At 67.5% G+C, this 17118-nt stretch carries 15 protein-coding genes and 1 riboswitch; of the genes, 9 read left to right on the top strand and 6 right to left on the bottom strand.

Features of this window, described 5'->3' with window-relative positions; all coding sequences use genetic code 11:
• The first annotated feature begins 1 nt into the window (after position 1).
• From TK49_RS21455 to TK49_RS21440, 4 genes are all read left to right on the top strand, one after another.
• Positions 2 to 1486 carry a D-aminoacylase gene (locus tag TK49_RS21455; RefSeq protein ID WP_045220476.1) on the top strand — a complete coding sequence of 495 codons (1485 nt, stop codon included), beginning with the start codon at positions 2 to 4 and terminating at the stop codon, positions 1484 to 1486.
• A gap of 38 nt (positions 1487 to 1524) precedes the next feature.
• Entirely contained in the window at positions 1525 to 1911 is a 387-nt protein-coding gene (locus TK49_RS21450; RefSeq protein ID WP_045219871.1) for a RidA family protein, read from the top strand.
• A gap of 87 nt (positions 1912 to 1998) precedes the next feature.
• Positions 1999 to 3351: a GntT/GntP/DsdX family permease gene (locus TK49_RS21445; protein WP_045219869.1), complete on the top strand. Its 1353-nt coding sequence runs from the start codon at positions 1999 to 2001 to the stop codon at positions 3349 to 3351.
• Positions 3352 to 3387: 36 nt separating this feature from the next.
• Positions 3388 to 4014: a bifunctional 4-hydroxy-2-oxoglutarate aldolase/2-dehydro-3-deoxy-phosphogluconate aldolase gene (locus TK49_RS21440; protein WP_045219867.1), complete on the top strand. Its 627-nt coding sequence runs from the start codon at positions 3388 to 3390 to the stop codon at positions 4012 to 4014.
• 34 nt (positions 4015 to 4048) lie between these two features.
• Here TK49_RS21440 and ribB read toward each other — a convergent pair whose 3' ends face one another.
• Positions 4049 to 4774: a 3,4-dihydroxy-2-butanone-4-phosphate synthase gene (gene ribB, locus TK49_RS21435; protein ID WP_045219865.1), complete on the bottom strand. Its 726-nt coding sequence runs from the start codon at positions 4772 to 4774 to the stop codon at positions 4049 to 4051.
• 121 nt (positions 4775 to 4895) lie between these two features.
• Positions 4896 to 5057, bottom strand: a riboswitch (FMN riboswitch).
• 92 nt (positions 5058 to 5149) lie between these two features.
• Positions 5150 to 6373 (bottom strand): Zn-dependent hydrolase, encoded by a 1224-nt coding sequence (locus TK49_RS21430; RefSeq protein WP_238587586.1) that lies wholly within the window; start codon positions 6371 to 6373, stop codon positions 5150 to 5152.
• A gap of 429 nt (positions 6374 to 6802) precedes the next feature.
• Here TK49_RS21430 and TK49_RS21425 point away from each other — a divergent pair, with 429 nt between their 5' ends.
• From TK49_RS21425 to TK49_RS21415, 3 genes are read left to right on the top strand one after another with little or no spacing between them, the layout of a single operon-like run.
• On the top strand, positions 6803 to 8086 hold the full coding sequence (locus TK49_RS21425) for an MFS transporter (protein WP_394372244.1): 1284 nt from the start codon (positions 6803 to 6805) through the stop codon (positions 8084 to 8086).
• A 23-nt stretch (positions 8087 to 8109) separates the two neighbouring features.
• Entirely contained in the window at positions 8110 to 8910 is an 801-nt protein-coding gene (locus TK49_RS21420; protein ID WP_045220474.1) for a class II aldolase/adducin family protein, read from the top strand.
• 4 nt (positions 8911 to 8914) lie between these two features.
• Positions 8915 to 9841: a 2-hydroxyacid dehydrogenase gene (locus tag TK49_RS21415; protein ID WP_045219859.1), complete on the top strand. Its 927-nt coding sequence runs from the start codon at positions 8915 to 8917 to the stop codon at positions 9839 to 9841.
• On the opposite strand, the gene TK49_RS21410 is transcribed toward TK49_RS21415, so the two are convergent.
• Positions 9835 to 10794, bottom strand: coding sequence for a LysR family transcriptional regulator (locus TK49_RS21410; protein WP_045219856.1), 960 nt, complete (start codon positions 10792 to 10794; stop codon positions 9835 to 9837). The genes TK49_RS21415 and TK49_RS21410 overlap by 7 nt on opposite strands.
• Positions 10795 to 10954: 160 nt before the next feature.
• On the opposite strand from TK49_RS21410, the gene TK49_RS21405 reads away from it, so the two are divergent.
• Positions 10955 to 12610 carry an ArnT family glycosyltransferase gene (locus TK49_RS21405; RefSeq protein WP_052698637.1) on the top strand — a complete coding sequence of 552 codons (1656 nt, stop codon included), beginning with the start codon at positions 10955 to 10957 and terminating at the stop codon, positions 12608 to 12610.
• A gap of 229 nt (positions 12611 to 12839) precedes the next feature.
• Here TK49_RS21405 and TK49_RS21400 read toward each other — a convergent pair whose 3' ends face one another.
• From TK49_RS21400 to TK49_RS21390, 3 genes are all read right to left on the bottom strand, one after another.
• Entirely contained in the window at positions 12840 to 13277 is a 438-nt protein-coding gene (locus tag TK49_RS21400; RefSeq protein WP_045219851.1) for a putative hemolysin, read from the bottom strand.
• A gap of 187 nt (positions 13278 to 13464) precedes the next feature.
• Positions 13465 to 14751: an ATP-binding protein gene (locus tag TK49_RS21395; protein ID WP_045219849.1), complete on the bottom strand. Its 1287-nt coding sequence runs from the start codon at positions 14749 to 14751 to the stop codon at positions 13465 to 13467.
• Positions 14735 to 15475, bottom strand: coding sequence for a response regulator (locus TK49_RS21390; RefSeq protein ID WP_045219847.1), 741 nt, complete (start codon positions 15473 to 15475; stop codon positions 14735 to 14737). The genes TK49_RS21395 and TK49_RS21390 overlap by 17 nt, the downstream gene beginning before the upstream one ends.
• Before the next feature lie 242 nt (positions 15476 to 15717).
• On the opposite strand from TK49_RS21390, the gene TK49_RS21385 reads away from it, so the two are divergent.
• On the top strand, positions 15718 to 17103 hold the full coding sequence (locus TK49_RS21385; RefSeq protein WP_045219845.1) for an MdtA/MuxA family multidrug efflux RND transporter periplasmic adaptor subunit: 1386 nt from the start codon (positions 15718 to 15720) through the stop codon (positions 17101 to 17103).
• The last annotated feature ends 15 nt before the right edge of the window (positions 17104 to 17118 follow it).

Genomic DNA, 17118 nt, shown 5'->3' with positions numbered 1-17118 from the left:
CATGGAGCAGTACGACACCGTCATCCGCCAGGTCCGCATCGTGGACGGCAGCGGCCACGAGCCCGAGGCCACGCTGTTCGACGTGGCCATCACCGATGGGCGCATCGCCGCCATCGCCACGTCGGACTCCACCGCCTGGCTGGGCGACAAGGAAATCGCCGGCGACGGCCGCGTGCTCGCTCCCGGCTTCATCGACGTGCACACGCACGACGACACCAACGTCATCCGCACGCCCGACATGCTGCCCAAGGTGTCGCAGGGCATTACCACGGTCATCGTCGGCAACTGCGGCATCAGCGCGTCGCCGGCCACGCTCAAGGGCGATCCGCCTGACCCGATGAACCTGCTCGGGCCGGCCAGCGCGTTCGCGTATCCGACCTTTGCGTCGTACGTGGAAGCCGTGGAACGCGCGCAGCCGGCGGTGAACGTGGCCGCGCTCGTTGGCCATACGGCGCTGCGCAACAACCACCTGGACCGCCTCGACCGGCCCGCCACCGCCGATGAGGTGGCAGGCATGCGCGCGCAGCTGCGCGAGGCGCTCGACAACGGCGCGCTCGGGCTTTCCACGGGACTGGCCTACGCCAACGCCTTCGCATCGACCACCGAAGAAGTGATGGGCCTGGCCGAGCCGCTCGCCGAGGCCGGCGCCATCTACACCACGCATCTGCGCACGGAGTTTGCGGCGATCCTCGACGCGATGGACGAGGCCTACCGCGTCGGCAAGCATGCGCGTGTGCCCATCGTGATCTCGCACCTGAAATGCGCAGGCGCTGCCAACTGGGGCCGCGCCGGCGAGGTGCTGGCCTCGATCGAAAGCGCGCAGCGCTACCAGCCGGTCGGCTGCGACTGCTATCCGTACACCGCGAGCTCGTCCACGCTCGACCTGAAGCAGGTGACCGACGAATTCGACATCTTCATCACGTGGTCGGAGCCGCATCCGGGCATGGCCGGGCAGACGCTCAAGGACATCGCCGCGGCATGGGGCACCGACCTGATGGAGGCCGCGCGCCGCCTGCAGCCGGCCGGCGCGGTCTATCACAACATGTCGGCGCAGGATCTCGACCGCATCATCACGCACCCGGCCACCGTCATCGGCTCCGACGGCCTGCCGAACGATCCGAAACCGCATCCGCGCCTGTGGGGCGCCTTCCCGCGCGTGCTCGGCTACTACAGCCGTGAGCGCAAGCTGCTGTCGCTGGCGGCAGCCGTGCGCAAGATGACGGGCCAGTCCGCCGAGCGCTTCGGCCTGGCCGAACGCGGCCTGGTGCGCGAAGGCTACTGGGCCGACCTCGTCCTGTTCGACCCGGACACGGTGCGCGACGTCGCCACCTTTACCGACCCGCAGCAGCCCGCGGCGGGCATTGTGGCGGTGTGGGTCAACGGCCATCTGTCGTATCGCGAAGGCGCCGTGCAGCCGCGCCGCGCCGGACGCTTCCTCAGGCGCGCGCTGCGTGCGCACGCCGCGCCCGCCACGGAAGCCCACTGACACTGCATCCAAGTTTTGTTTGAAAGAAGGAAGGAACCATGACGATTACGCGAATTGGCGTTGAAGGCGGCACCGGCACCGGTGGCCAGCACCTGCCCTTTGCCCGTGCGGCCGGCGCGGATGGCTGGCTCTTCGTCTCGGGCCAGACGCCCATGGTGAACGGCGAAGTGGTCGGCAACGGCATCGTCGAGCAATCGCACCAGACCCTCAAGAACCTGCTGGCCATCCTGGCCGAGGCCGGCTACGGCCCCGAGCACGTCGTGCGCTGCGGCGTGTGGCTGGATGATCCGCGCGACTTCCAGTCGTTCAACAAGGTGTTCAAGGAGTACTTTGGCGCCAACCCGCCGGCCCGCTCGTGCGTGGTGTCGAGCATGGTGATCGACTGCAAGGTCGAGGTCGACTGCGTGGCCTACAAGAAGCCCTGACAGAAGAAGCGAACCTTCAAAACGGGCGCCCTGCACAACGGGGCGCCTCACAACAAGAGCCGTGAAATCCCCTGAGGAGGAAACCCGATGGTCATGATGCAAGGCAACTCGCTGTTGCTGACCGCCGCACTGGCGGTGGTGGCGCTCATTTACCTGATCGCCGTCCAGAAACTGAACCCGTTCGTCACGCTGATCGTCGTCTCGCTTGTGCTGGGCGTGGTGGTCGGCATGCCGATGGGCAACATCGTCAAGGCGTTTGAAACCGGCGTGGGCAACACGCTCGGCCACATTGCCCTGGTGGTGGGCCTCGGCACGATGCTCGGCAAGATGATGGCCGAGTCCGGTGGCGCCGAGCGCATCGCCAAGACGCTCATCCAGGCGTTTGGCGAGAAGAACGCGCACTGGGCGATGATGGTGGTGGCGTTCATCATCGGTTTGCCGGTGTTCTTCGAAGTCGGCTTCGTGCTGCTGATCCCGATCGCCTTCAACGTGGCCAAGCGCACGGGCACGCCGATCCTGATGGTGGGCCTGCCGATGGTGGCGGGCCTGTCGGTGGTGCACGGTCTGATCCCGCCGCATCCGGCAGCGCTGCTGGCCGTGACGGCATATCAGGCAGACATCGGCAAGACCATCCTGTACGCGCTCATCGTCGGCCTGCCGACTGCCATCCTGGCCGGTCCGGTATGGGCGATGCTGGTGTCGCGCTACGTGAAGCCGGTGGAGGACAACCCCCTCGCCGCGCAATTCGTTGAAGCCGATCAGACGCGCGAGCTGCCGGGTTTCGGCATCACGCTGTTCACGATCCTGCTGCCGGTGGTGCTGATGCTGATCGGCAGCTGGGCCGATCTCTTCACCACGCCCAAGACGCTGGCCAACGACATCCTGAAGCTGGCCGGCAACTCCGTCATGGCGCTGCTCATTGCCGCGCTGGTGAGCTTCTACACGTTCGGCAAGGCGCGCGGCTTCAACCGCGACACCATCCTCAAGTTCACCAACGAGTGTCTGGCTCCCATCGCCACGATCACGCTGGTGGTGGGCGCAGGCGGCGGCTTCGGCCAGATCCTGCGCGACTCGGGTGTGTCGAAGGCGATCGTCGGCGTGGCCATGGGTGCGAACCTGTCGCCGCTGCTGCTGGGCTGGGTGGTGGCGGTGATGATCCGCATCGCCACGGGTTCGGCCACGGTCGCCATGACGACCGCCTGCGGCATCGTCGCCCCGATCGCCGCAGCTTCGGGCGCCGCCGTGCGGCCAGAGCTGATGGTGCTGGCCACCGGCGCCGGTTCGCTGATCCTGTCGCACGTCAACGATGGCGGCTTCTGGCTGGTGAAGGAGTACTTCAACCTGACCGTGCCGCAGACCTTCAAGACGTGGACGGTGCTGGAAACGATCATCTCGATCGTCGCGCTGCTGCTGACGCTGGCGCTGTCGACCGTGATCTGAGTCTGTTCTGTTGATGTGTTGATCTAGGAGAACGTTGTGGGTATCGATTCCGTCGTCAAGGCCGGCCCGGTGATCCCGGTGCTGCAGTTCCAATCCGTCGATGAAGGCGTCAAGGTGTGCCGCGCGCTGTACGAGGGCGGCATCCGCACGTTCGAGATCACCATGCGCACGCCGGTGGCCCTCGACACCATTGCGGCGGTGGCCAAGGACCTGGGCAGCGATGCCATCATCGGGGCCGGCACGCTCACGCGGCCCGAGCACTTTCAGCAGGCCAAGGACGCCGGCGCCGTGTTTGCCGTATCGCCTGGCGTCACGCCGATGCTGGCCGTGGCTCAAGCGAAGGCCGAGCTCGACTGGCTGCCCGGCATCGCCACGCCGTCCGAGCTGATCCTGGCGCTCGAGTTCGGGCTGACCACGCTGAAGTTCTTCCCGGCCGAAGCCGCCGGCGGCATCCCGATGCTCAAGTCGATCTACGGGCCGTTTGGCGATGTGCGTTTCTGCCCGACCGGCGGGATCACGCCGCAAAGCGCGCCAGACTATCTCGCATTGCCAAACGTGGTGTGCGTGGGCGGCTCGTGGATGGTTCCCAAGGACAAGGTCGCTGCCGGCGACTGGGCGGGCATCACGGCGCTGGCCAGGGAAGCGGCCACGCTCAAGCGGTAATCACGTCACCTCTCTCGCGCGGCCGGCTTTGGCGTCAAACGAAGCTGACCGCGCGCTCCATCTGCTCCCGATACTGGACGATGTCTTCGATGGTCAGCACCGGCAGGTTGTGCTGATCGGCGAAGCGCACCGCGTCATCACGGCGCGCCATGGTGCCGTCGGGCAGCATCAACTCACATAGCACGGCCGCCGGCTGCAAGCCGGCCAGGCGTGCCAGGTCGACCGAGCCCTCGGTATGACCGCGCCGCGTCAACACCCCACCGTCCTTTGCCACCAGCGGGAACACGTGCCCCGGGCTGACAACGGATTGCGTATCGGCATCCGCCGCAATGGCCGCGCGGATGGTCGTGATGCGGTCCGCCGCCGACACGCCGGTGCTCACGCCGGTACGCGCCTCGATCGACACCGTGAACGCCGTGCCGTACTGGCTGCGGTTCTCTTCCACCATTGGCCGCAGGCCCAGTGCGGCCGCCTTCTCGGCCGTCAGGCACAGGCACACGATGCCGCTGCATTCGCGGATCAGCATCGCCATGCTGGCCTGCGTAAGCTTGTCAGCGGCGACGATGAGGTCCGCCTCGTTCTCGCGGTCGGCATCGTCGAGCACGACAACCGGTACGCCCAGGCGCACCGCGTCGAGCGCGGCCGCCATGCGCGCCGGCATGTCGGCCGGGTCGAAGCGCGCTTCGACGGCATCAAGGGTCGCATGACCGGCAGGCAATGCGGGCGGATGAATGACGGGGGATTGCTGAGTGGACAACATGGAAACGCTCCTCGCTGAGATTGGCGACAAGACGTTCCAGGGCAAGCAGACAAACACGCCCGTGCAACGGCAACGCCCGGCAAAGCCGAAGCGCGCCCCGTCGGCGGGAGCATGTCGTTCCGCACATCTTCTTCCATCCGGACTCTGACCGTCGGCCCCGGCATCTCACCGGATCTGCTGACCCCGATATGCAGGCGCATACCGGGCGCTCGCGGGCTCACGGGCGCAAACACACTGCCCGCATACCGCCGGTGGGGAATTCCACCCCGCCCTGAAGACGTACTGAACCGGCAGGATTGCCGGCAGGCGCCATCCTACCGCAACAAGGTGCAGGACCTCCACCCTACTGATGAGTCGGACAAAGCGCAGCACGCGTCATCCGGCCCGCGCCAGCATGGCGTGCAACAGCACGTCGGCGCCGCGCGTGACGTCTTCGGGCAGGGCGTCCTCGGCTTCGTTGTGGCTCAGGCCGTTGACGCACGGGATGAAGATCATCGCCGTCGGGCAATGCCTGGCGATGTGAATGGCATCGTGCCCCGCGCCGCTCACGATGCGCTGATGCGGGTAGTCGAGCCGCTCCACCGCATCGGCGACGGCCTTGACGCACGCGGCATCGAACGGCGTGGCCGGGCTCACCCAATGCTGGTCGATCCGCACTGCCAGGCCGCGGCGCGCGGCGATCTCGGCAAAGCGCTCGCGCAGCGCGGCTTCCATCTGTGCGATGCGCGCGTCCTCGTGATGGCGCAAGTCCACCGCGAAGGCAAGGTCGGCGGCGATGGTGTTGCGCGAGGCGTTGCGGATGCCGATCTCGCCGATGGTCACGAGGCCGTGCGGCGCAAAGGCGTCGACCAGGACTTCGAGCGAACACGCCATCTCGGCAGCGGCAAACATCGCGTCGCGGCGAAAACGCATCGGCGTCGTCCCGGCATGCGCGGCCTGGCCCTGCACGCGCACGTCGAGCCAGCGGATGGCCTGCCCGCCCGTGACGACGCCAATCGGCACGCCGTTCTCCTCCAGGATCGGGCCCTGCTCGATATGCGCCTCGAAATACGCATCGAACGGCTCGCCCGGGACCGCGCGATCGCCTGCATAGCCTGTCGCATCCAGCGCCTCGGCGACGGAAACGCCCTGTACATCGCGCGAGGCCAGTGCCTGCTCCAGCGGCATCACGCCCGCAAACGCGGCGGAACCCAGCATGGCCGGCGTAAAGCGCGCGCCCTCCTCGTTCGTCCACACGGCGATCTCGATCGGCTTATCGGTTTCGATGCCCGCATCGTTGAGCGTGCGCACGACTTCCAGCGCGGCCAGCACGCCATACACGCCGTCGAAGCGGCCGCCTTCGGGCTGCGTGTCGAGATGGCTGCCGCTTGCCACCGGGCGAGCATCGGCGCGCTTGCCCGCCCGGCGCGCAAAGAGGTTGCCGATGCGGTCGGTGCTGAGCGTCATGCCGGCGTCCTGGCACCAGCGTGCAAACAGGGCGCGGCCCGCCGCATCGTCTTCCGTCAGCGCCAGGCGCCGCACGCCGCCCTTGGGCGTGCCGCCCACCGCTGCCATTTCCATCAGGCTCGACCACAGCCGCGCCCCGTTGACCTTCAGCATGTCTGCATTCCTCTGCATGCGCGCCGACCGGCTCGGCGCATTCAGGCGTCTTTATCTGGCAATCGCAAAATGCGCGTCAAATTGCGAATGTTTATCCGGGCTATAAGCGGGGCAAATATTCCCACCAACGCACCGATGCGAAACGCACGGGGGTGCTGCCCGACCGCACCGCCGTAGCGCAGATATCCCCGCCCGCGCCCCACTCCGATGCATAAGCCCGGCTAATACGGGGAATCAAAAATGCGAATTTGCCGGCATCCGCATCGGTGCGCATAAATGGCGGCGTCGGCTGACGACCGACAACCCGCTCTCGTGGCACAGACCGATGCACGAACATCGGCGGCGCGGCGGCGGGCCACGCCCAAAAGAGGAGGACGCCCCATGTCAGCATCACAGCCATCCACGGCCGCCACGGCCACGCACCAGCCCGTGCGCGCGGCCATGGCCGCCTTCATCGGCACGGCGGTCGAGTTCTACGACTACTACACCTATGCCACCGCCGCCGCGCTCGTCCTGGGTGAGGTGTTCTTCCCGAGCAGCAACCGTTTCCTGAGCACGATGGCGTCGTTTGCGACGTTCTTTGTGGGCTTCATTGCGCGGCCGCTTTCCGGCGCCGTGTTCGGCCACCTGGGAGATCGCATCGGCCGCAAGAAGATGCTGCTCGTGACAATGCTCCTGATGGGCATTGCCACCACGGGCATCGGCCTGCTGCCCGGCTACGCGACCATCGGCATCTGGGCGCCGATCCTGCTGGTGCTGCTGCGCGTGCTGCAGGGCATTGCGGTGGGCGGCGAATGGGGCGGCGCGGTGCTGATGGCGAGCGAGCACGCGCCAAAAGCGAAGCGCGTGTTCTTCGCATCGTTCCCGCAGATGGGCAGCCCGGCCGGGTTGATCCTGTCGCTGCTGTCGTTCCGGCTGGTGTCATCGCTCGACCACGACAGCTTCGTCACGTGGGGCTGGCGCCTGCCGTTCCTCGCGAGCTTCGTGCTGCTGCTCGTGGGCGTGGCGATCCGCATGGGCGTCAAGGAATCGCCCGAGTTCGAGCGCATGCAGAAGAACAACGAAGTGCTGAAGAACCCGGTGGGCGAAGTGCTGCGCACGGCGTGGCGCCCGATCGCGCTGGCGGCGATGGCCACGACGATCGGCTCGGCCGGCTTCTTCTTCACCAACACGTTCATGATTTCGTACGTCACCACGTATCTCGGCATGTCTAAGGCGCTGATTCTCGACTGCCTGTTCATCGTGACGATCCTGCAGTTGCTGTCGCAGCCGGTGTCGGCGCTGCTGGCACAGCGCTACGGCGACACGCGCTTCCTCACGTGGGCCGCGTTCGTCTCGATGTTCACGCCGTATCCGATGTTCCTGCTGGTGAGTACGCAGAACCCGGTGGCGATGGTGGCGGGCATCACGCTGGCAGTCGTCACGCTTTCTTCCGTGTATGCCGTGATTGCGGGCTTCATGACGCCGGCCTTCCCGGCGCGCGTGCGCTACTCCGGCATCTCGATCGCGTACCAGCTCTGCACCATGATCGCCGGCGGGACGACACCGCTGATCGGCACGATGCTCGCCGAGCGCTACAAGGGCGAATGGCTGCCGCTCGCGCTGTTCTTCACGGTGCTCTCCGCCATCTCGCTGGCCGGCATCATCGGCCTGGGCCGTTATCGCGACGGCAGGCAGCCCGCAGAAGAAGCCGCGGCGCTCGCCACGAATTGATGTCCACCTCCAATCGCATTTCCATGGAAGCCCAACACGGTTCGCTGCACACGCGCCGCCCGGCGGCGTTTTCCGAAGAGGAATGGCAGATCCGCACGGATCTTGCCGCGCTGTATCGGCTGGTCGATCACTTCCGCATGACTGACATGATCGACACGCACATCACCGCGCGCCTGCCCGATGAAAACGGCCGTCCGACGTTCCTCATCAACCGCTACGGCGTGCTGTTCGGCGAGATGCGCGCATCCGACCTCGTCAAGATCGATCTGGACGGCAACGTCGTCGACGCGCGGGCCGACGCCAATCCTGAACACTACGCCGTCAACGCGGCGGGCTTCACGATCCATTCGGCGGTTCATGCTGCGCGCGACGATCTGCATTTCGTGGTGCACACGCATACGGCGGCGGGCATCGCGGTGTCGGCACAGGAGCATGGGCTGCTGCCGATCAGCCAGCATGCGCTGAAGTTCTACGGCAAGCTCGCGTATCACGATTACGAAGGCATCGCGCTGGACCTGGGCGAGCGCCAACGCCTGGTGCGCGACTTCGGTCCGCACAAGGCGATGATCCTGCGCAACCACGGCCTGCTCGCGGGCGGTGCAACGGCGGCCGACGCATTACACGAGATCTACTTCCTGGAGCGCGCATGCCAGGCGCAGATCCAGGCGCTGGCCGGCGGCACGCCGCTGCGCTTCCCTCCAGAGGACATCCGGCAGCGCACGGCAGCACAGTTCAACCGCGAAGAATCGCCCGTCATCGCGCGGCGTGCATGGCTCGCTGCGCTGCGGCTGATCGACACCTCGCGCTCGGACTACCGGAGCTGAGCGCATGACCACGCTTGCCCTCGTCAGCCGCGACTACGACATGTCGCACCTGGTGCCGTCCATCCTGCGCGCAGCGCCCGAGCTGGACGTGCGCAGGTACGGCGAACCGGGTGCGCAAGAGGCGGAGGTCGCGGTCTGCTGGAACCCGCCGCCAGGAGCAATCGCCGCCATGCCGCGCGTGCGGCTTGTGCACAGCATCGCAGCCGGCGTCGACAACATCCTCGCCGATCCGACCCTGCCCGCCGTGCCGTTGTGTCGCGTGGTGGACCCGCAGCACGCGCGCGGCATGGCGGAGTTCGTCACGTGGGGCGTGCTGCATTTCCATCGCCAGCTGGACCGCGTGCTCGCCAACCAGCGCAGCGCCACGTGGTACCGGCCTGAGCAGCAGGCTCCGTCGACCTGCACCGTGGGCGTGATGGGCCTGGGCGAGATCGGCGCGCACGTGGCCGCAGAACTGCATCGCCTGGGCTTCAGCGTGCGCGGCTGGGCGCGGCAATCGCGTGAGCTGCCCGGCATCGGCGTGTACTGCGGTGAAGCTGGCCTGCCGATGTTTCTCGAAGGCGTCGACATCCTGGTCTGCCTGCTGCCGCTGACCGACGCCACACGCCGCCTGCTGAACGGCAACACCTTCGCGCGGCTCAGGCGCGGTGCCAAGTTGATCCACGTCGGGCGTGGCGAGCACCTTGTCGCCGCGGACCTGCTCGAAGCGCTGCACGGCGGCCAGCTCGGCGGCGCGATCGTGGACGTCTTTCCCAGCGAGCCGCTGCCGGCGGACGACCCGCTCTGGCGTGCACCGAACCTGATCGTCACGCCGCACATGGCGTCGGTCGCCAGTGCGGACACCATCGGCCTGCAGGTCGCGCAGAACGTGCGGCGCCTGCTCAAGGGCGAGGCGCTTGCCAACGTGGTCGACGTTTCGCGCGGTTACTGATGGCCGGCCGTTTCGGGATAGCGCGCATCGATGAAGCGGTGCAGCGCTTCCAGAAACGCTGCTTCGGCCGCGCTGAACTTGCGCTCGACCAGCCATAGCAGGTGCATGTCGACATCGGCCACGCCGCCTTCGGGCGGCAGGCGCTGCAGCCGGCCCTGCTCCACATCGTCCTGCGCCACGTGCTCGGGCAGGCAGCCGATGCCGAAGCCCGCCACGATCAGCCGCCGCACTTCCCACATGCTCGATGACGAGCCGACCACCGGGCCGGTCAGCCCCATTTCGTCGCGAAAGAACGTGAGCATCGACAGCGGATCGCCGAGCTTGTCGCCGGTGAAGGAGACGAACTTCTCGCCGGCCAGATCGGCGATCTGCACATCCGGCTTGCCGAACAGCGGGTGGTACTGCCCGCAGAACAAGGCGTAGCGCTGGCGCAGGAACAGCCTGTGCGCGATCTTCCTGGGTAGCGCGCGCTTGGGCGACAGGCCCAGCGTGGCGGTACGCAGCTCCAGGCTGCGCACGACATCGGCGCTGCGCATCTCCTGGCATTCGAGCTCGATGCGCGGGTAGTCGCGATGAAAGCGCCCGAGAAAGGCGTCGTATTCCGGGAAATCCAGCCCGCTGACGATGGCCACGCGCACCATGCCGGCAATCCCTTGCCCGCCCTCGCCGGTGGCCTGCGACAGCCGCGAGATGGTGCCGTAGACCTCTTCCGCGATCTGCCGCACTTCCTCGCCCGCGCGCGTGACGTCGATGGGGTTGGCCTGGCGGTCGATCAACTGCAGGCCGAGCTGGTCTTCGAGCCGCTTGAGCGCCTGGCTGACCGCCGGCTGCGTCAGGTGCAGGCGCGTGGCGGCGCGGCTGATGCTGCGTTCGCGCGCAATGGCGAGAAAGGTGCGCAGCAGATTCCAGTCGAGGCGGTCATTCAGGTAGGTATCGAGCTTGGCCTTGCTCATGCGATGGTCTGCGGTGGGGTCAAGTAGAGGGGCGCCAGGCCAATGCAAGCCATGTGCCATGCGGCATCGACTAAAATCCTAGCCTTTCCGACCGTGCCCGCGAAGTCTACCCCTCAGCATGGAATCCCGCATGGACCTCTCCCGACGCCGTTCCCCGTGGATGACGTTGATCATCGTTGCGCTCATTGCGGCATTTCTTGCGCTATGGATGGACGACCTCTTCCAGCGCTCCACGCTGTTCCGGCCCGATGAAGGCCGCTATGCGGAGATCCCGCGCGAGATGGTGGTTTCCGGCGATTGGGTCACGCCGCGGCTGAACGATCTCAAGTATTTCGAGAAGCCGCCCCTGCAGTACTGGACGACCGCGGCCACGTTCGAGACCTTCGGCGTCAGTGCCTGGGGAGCGCGGCTGTGGCCGATCCTGTTCGGCCTGGGCGGCATCGTCATGACGGCCTGGACGCTGGCGGCGTACCGCGGCGGCCGCGCGGCGGCAACGGGCGCGGCCATTCTCGCTTCGTCACTGCTGTACGTGCTGTTCGGGCAGGTCATCACGCTCGATATGGGCGTGGGCTTCTTCCTGACCGTGGGGGCGTGCGGGTTTGCGCTGGCGCAGCGCCCAGACGCATCGCGCCGCGCAAGACTCGGGTGGATGCTCGTGGTGTGGCTCGCGCTGGCCGGTGCCACGCTCACGAAGGGGCTGATCGGGCTGGTGCTGCCGGGCCTCATCGGCGCCGCGTATCTGCTGATGACGCGTGACTGGGCGCTGATCCGCCGCATGCACTGGCTGCCGGGCCTGGCGCTGTATCTGCTCGCCACGGTGCCGTGGTTCGTGCTCGTGCAGCAGCGCAATCCGGAGTTCTTCGACTTCTTCTTCGTCCACGAGCATTTCCAGCGCTTTCTGACCAACGAGCATCATCGCACCGGCAAGTGGTGGTACTTCGTCGCCGTGGGGGCAGCCGGCCTGCTGCCCTGGACGCCGCTCCTGTTTGCCGCCGCCGGCCGGCGCATCGGGCGCGTGGCCGATCTCTTGGTCGGCACGCATCGGTTTGACCTGATGCGCTGGTCGATGGCGTGGGCTGCGATGATCTTCCTGTTCTTCTCGGCGTCCAGCTCGAAACTGCCCGGCTATATCGTGCCGGCCTTTCCCGCCCTGGCGATCGTGCTGGCGCTGACCCTGGAAAAGATGCCGACGCGCACCCTTGCCTGGGCACTGGGCGTGAACCTGCTGATCGCCATCGGGCTGTGGCTGGCGGTGCCCGTGATCGGTGCCAAAGGCGGTGCCAAGATGCCCCCGGAACAGGTGGCGCAGGCCATGCCCGTGTTGCGCACGGTGCTGGCAATGCTGGGCGCCGGCACGGTCGCCGCGCTGGTGGCCCTGCGCTGGCAACGGCGCACGCTGGCGGTGATCGTACTGTCGCTCTCGGCGCTGTTCTGCTGGGACCGCGTGCTCAACGCCAGCGAGATCTTCCGCGATGCGCTATCCGCCCGCGACGTCATCGAGAAGACGCTGAATGCCACCGGCCCGATTCCGCCGGAAACGCCGTTCTACTCGGTGGAGTGGCTGGACCAGACCGCCATCTACTACCTGGGCCGACCGATGACGCTGGTGGCTGGCTTCGACGAACTCGAGATGGGCGCGGGCCTGGAGCCCGACAAGGTCGTCGCCACCACCGCTGAGTGGATCCGGCGCTGGACGGAAGGCCCGCCCGCCTACGCCTTCATGCGCCGCGTCACGTGGCAACACCTGCAGGAAGCCGGCGTACCGATGCGCCTGGTGGCGGAATCCGCAGACAAGGTCGTGGTAGCGCGGCGTTGAGACGATTTGGCGTCACGGGCCGCGCGGCGCCCGTGCATGGCGGCGTACCCGAAACTGGCTGAGCTCGCCGGCGGCCAGTCCGCAGGACTGTCAAGCTCGCACCCGTGGTGCATATGGCAGCGCACAGACCGCATCGCCGCCAAGCCCGGCACAGCCCACGCTGATTGCGTCGCCACATGGCAGAAGGGCCGCATCCCGCGGCCCTTTCTCTGACAGCCAATGACTTGGCTTACCACGTACAGCTGCCCCGCAGGAATGCCCACTGCTCGCACTCGTCCCCACGCGGGCTCACGCAGGTGCCCACCTCGGCCCCGCCGGCCCGGGTGGAGAACTCGAGTTCACCACCGCGCTGCAGGCAGTACGTCGACGCCGGATTCGGCATGCCGACCGCGGCTTGCGGCGGTGCGGCGCTCTCGGGCGCTGCCGGGTACGCAGGTGACGGCGGCGGCGGCGCGATCGGCTGCGCGGACGGCGCCGGGGGCAGCGTGGCGGCCGGTGCAGGTGGTGCAGGTGGGGGCGCCGGCTCGATGACGGTACGCGGCGGCTGCCACGGAGGCATCGGCGACGAGCAGGCTGCCAGGCCCACGGCCAAGACACAGGCGGCAATGGCGGCGGCGGCCCTGCGGCCCTGACGAGGATCCTTGACGAGGCAGACTGCACAATCCATGCGTTTTCCTCCATGAGTTCTGGTGGAACACACGCGACAAGCATGCTTGTCGCGCCAAGAGCCGCTCACAAAACCCGGTGAAGCGGCTCTGGCAGGCGGGCAACGCTGGCACGGCAGCGGCACAACGACGCCAGGCGGGTCTTGGTAGCGGCCCTTAGGATAGCTTAGGAAATCGCCCAGCCATGTGTCAGGCAGTCGCAGCCGCGTCTGGAAACCGCATGGTCACGCGGAAGCCGGGTGAAGGCGCATCGGCCGCAACCGGGCCGATCGTGAGCTCCCCGCCGAGGTGGCGCACGAGCCGGTCGACGATTGCCAGGCCCAGACCGCAATGAGCATTGCCGCCGCGCGCCGGGTCCAGGCGAACGAACGGGCGCGTGACGCGTTCCACGTCGGCGGCCGGAATGCCGGCACCATGGTCTTCCACCGTCAGCGTAAAACCGGCCTCGGTGGGGGCGGTGCGCACGTTGACCGGCTCGGCGCCATAGGCGAACGCGTTGTCGAGCAGGTTGACGACGATGCGCTGCAGATGCGTGGGCTTGAGCCGGAAGCGCTCTCCGGCCTGCAGGTCCAGCGCAACGTGCTTGCCCTGCTCGGCAAACGGCTGCACGAGCCCCCGCAGATGGCGATCGACCGAGACCTCGCGCGCCTCGGTGTCACCGCTTTGCGCGTAGGCGAGGAACTGCTCGACGATGGCCGACATCGATTCGACGTCGCGCTCGATGCCGGCGCCGGCCTTCTGGTCGACCAGCATCTCGGCGCGCAGCCGCAGGCGGGACAACGGCGTCTTCAGGTCGTGCGCGATGCCGGCCAGCATGGTGTTGCGCTCTTCATCGGCGGCGGACAGATCGGCGGCCATGTGGTTGAACTGATCGGTCAGCTGGCGCAGCTCGTATGGCCCGCGCTCCTTGAGCGGGGGCACGTAGCGGCGCCGGGCCAGCGCGCCGGCCGCGTCGGCCAGGGCACGCACGGGGCGCTGGATCTGCCACGCGGCGAACAGCGAGAATGCGATGGCAATGGCAAGCACCACCATCACGCCCGGCACCACGGCGGAGATCGTCGGCGGGGCATGCACCCACACGAGCGGCATGGCGATCCACTTGGTGCGCTGCGGAAAGCGCACGAACACGCGCGGGGTGGCGGCCGCCTCCAGCCGCAGCTCCGTGCCAGCCGGCAGGCGGCGTGCAAGCTGCCGCGCGAGCTCGGCCGACTTGTCTGACGTGGACAACGCCTCGCCGGCGGGCGCTTCCGTCGTTTCGGTCACGAGGTCGGGGAGGGTTACGTGCAGGCGGCCGTCCGCCACCGCCTGGAAGGCCTGCAGCTGGAAGGCCATCTGATCGACCGACGCCTGGAACTGCCGCTCGCGGCGTTCCGCGCGCAGCACGCCCAGCCACGAGAAATGGCTGAGCACCAGCACAACCACGATCAACACGGCCAGGCGGCCGAAGAGCGTGTCGAACCTAGCCTTGTACTTCATTGGCCCCTTCCCGTTCTTCCCGCTCGTCCGGCACGAAGGTATAGCCGCGCCCGCGCACCGTCTGGATATAGCGCGGGCGCTGGGCGTCTTCGTCGAGCACCCGGCGCAGGCGCCAGATCTGCACGTCGATGCCGCGGTCCGACACACCGCTGCCCGGCCCGTACATCAGCTCGACGATGTGCTCGCGCGTGAGCACTTGCATGGGGTGCGTGATCAGCAGCTTGAGCAGCGCAAATTCGGTATCGCTGATGGACAGCGCTCGCTCGCCGCGAAACAGCGTGCGCATGCGGAAGTTGAGCTTGAACGGCCCGAAGCTGAAGCTGTCGCGATCTTCCGGCGCCGAAGCCGGCACGGCGTGGCGGCGCCGCAGCACGGCGTTGATGCGGGCCAGCAGCTCGCGCGGCGAGAACGGCTTGCCGAGGTAGTCGTCCGCGCCGATCTCCAGGCCGATGATGCGGTCGATCTCGTCGCTGCGGGCGGTGAGCAGGATGACGGGCACATCGTCGTTGCGGGCCCGCAGATCGCGCAGGGCCGAGAGGCCATCGACCTTGGGCATCATCAGATCAAGTACGACCAGCGCCGGGCGCTCGCGCTCGAGGCGCGCGGCCAGGCCGTCACCGTCATGCAGCACCGACACGGCAAAGCCCTGCTGGGTCAGGTATTCGCGCAGCAGGTCGCGCAGTTCGACGTCGTCATCGACGACCAGGATCTTGGTGCCGCTCATCTTTCTGGGGGACGCTGGAAGGTGTGCTCATGATAGCGACTGCGGCCGCAGCGTCGCCCGCGCATGTCTTCCATATTGTTTCTCGCAGTAACAGCCCGCTCGGTTTGTAATGGGCCGTAATACAACCGGCGGTGCGGCTAATTCTGCGCAAAGACGATGCCTTTAAGCTGCGGGCTGACTGGTACGGGCGCCCAGTATCATGTGCGCTCGTCCCCATATTGCCAAGAAACAGGAACGCCAACATGTCCGACGCCCAGGACCAGAAACCCGGCTCACCGGATGCCGCACGCCCCACGCACGACGGGTCGCCGGGGCCCGATGCCGTCTCGCCAACGCTGCTGCCGCCGTCCCGTGAAGGCGGCAAGCGCCGGCGCTGGGCCATCTGGGTCGTGGTGATCATCCTGGCGCTCGTCGGCTATGCGATCTACCACGCGATGCACCGCAACAGCGGCGGCCCGGGCGGCGCCGGCGGCCGCGGGGGACGCGCCGCCATGGCTGGCAAGCCAATGCCGGTGATGGTCGCAGCGGCCACGCGGGGCGACATCAACGTGGTGCTTTCGGCGCTGGGCAACGTCACTCCGGTGAACAACGTGACCGTCAAGACGCGCGTGGACGGCCAGCTCGTGCGCCTGGCCTTTACCGAGGGCCAGACCGTCAAGGCCGGCGACCTGCTGGCGGAAATCGACCCGCGCACCTACCAGGCACAGCTCGCACAGGCCGAGGGCCAGCTCGCACGCGACCAGGCGCTGCTGCAGAACGCCCGGCTCGACCTGCAGCGTTACCAGACGCTGCTCGCGCAGGATTCGATCGCCAAGCAGCAGGTCGATACGCAGGCGGCGCTGGTGCGGCAATACGAAGGCACGGTCAAGCTGGACCAGGGCAACGTCGACAACGCGCGCGTGCAGCTTTCGTACACGCGCATCACCGCGCCGGCGTCGGGCCGCGTCGGCCTGCGTCAGGTGGACCCGGGCAACATCGTGCATGCGTCGGACACCAACGGCATCGTCGTCATCACGCAGGTCGATCCGATCAGCGTCATCTACACCATCCCGGAAGACAGCCTGCCGAAGGTCATGCCGCGCCTGCAGTCGGGCGACAAACTGCCGGTGGAAGCCTGGGACCGCGCCCAGACCACGGTGCTCGCACACGGCACGCTCATGACGGTGGACAACACCATCGACAACACCACCGGCACGGTCAAGCTGCGCGCCCAGTTCCCGAACCAGAACGCGATGCTGTTCCCGAACCAGTTCGTGAACGTGCGCATGCGCGTGGATACGCTGCGCGACCAGGTGATCGTGCCGGGCGCGGCCATCCAGCGCGGCACGCAGGGCACGTTCGTCTACGTGGTCGGCGAAGACAGCAAGGTGACGCTGCGTGTGGTGAAGCTGGGCGTGACGGAGGGCGAACGTGTATCGGTGGCGCAGGGCCTGAAGGCGGGCGAGCGCGTGGTCGTCGACGGCGCCGACAAGCTGCGCGACGGCGCGCCGGTGGAGGTGATCCAGCCCGGCGCCGGCCCGGCCAGCGCGCCGGCGGCCGGACAGGACGGCCAGCAGGGCCGCCGCCATCGCCGCGGCCAGGGCGGCGCATCGGCACCCGCTGCCAGCGCGCCGGCAGCCAAGCCGTAAACCGTGCACCGCGTG

The organism is Ralstonia mannitolilytica, from assembly GCF_000954135.1.
Lineage (GTDB): Bacteria > Pseudomonadota > Gammaproteobacteria > Burkholderiales > Burkholderiaceae > Ralstonia > Ralstonia mannitolilytica.
The sequence above is the reverse complement of the archived record's forward strand: the minus strand, read 5'-3'. Positions and strand labels throughout refer to the sequence as shown.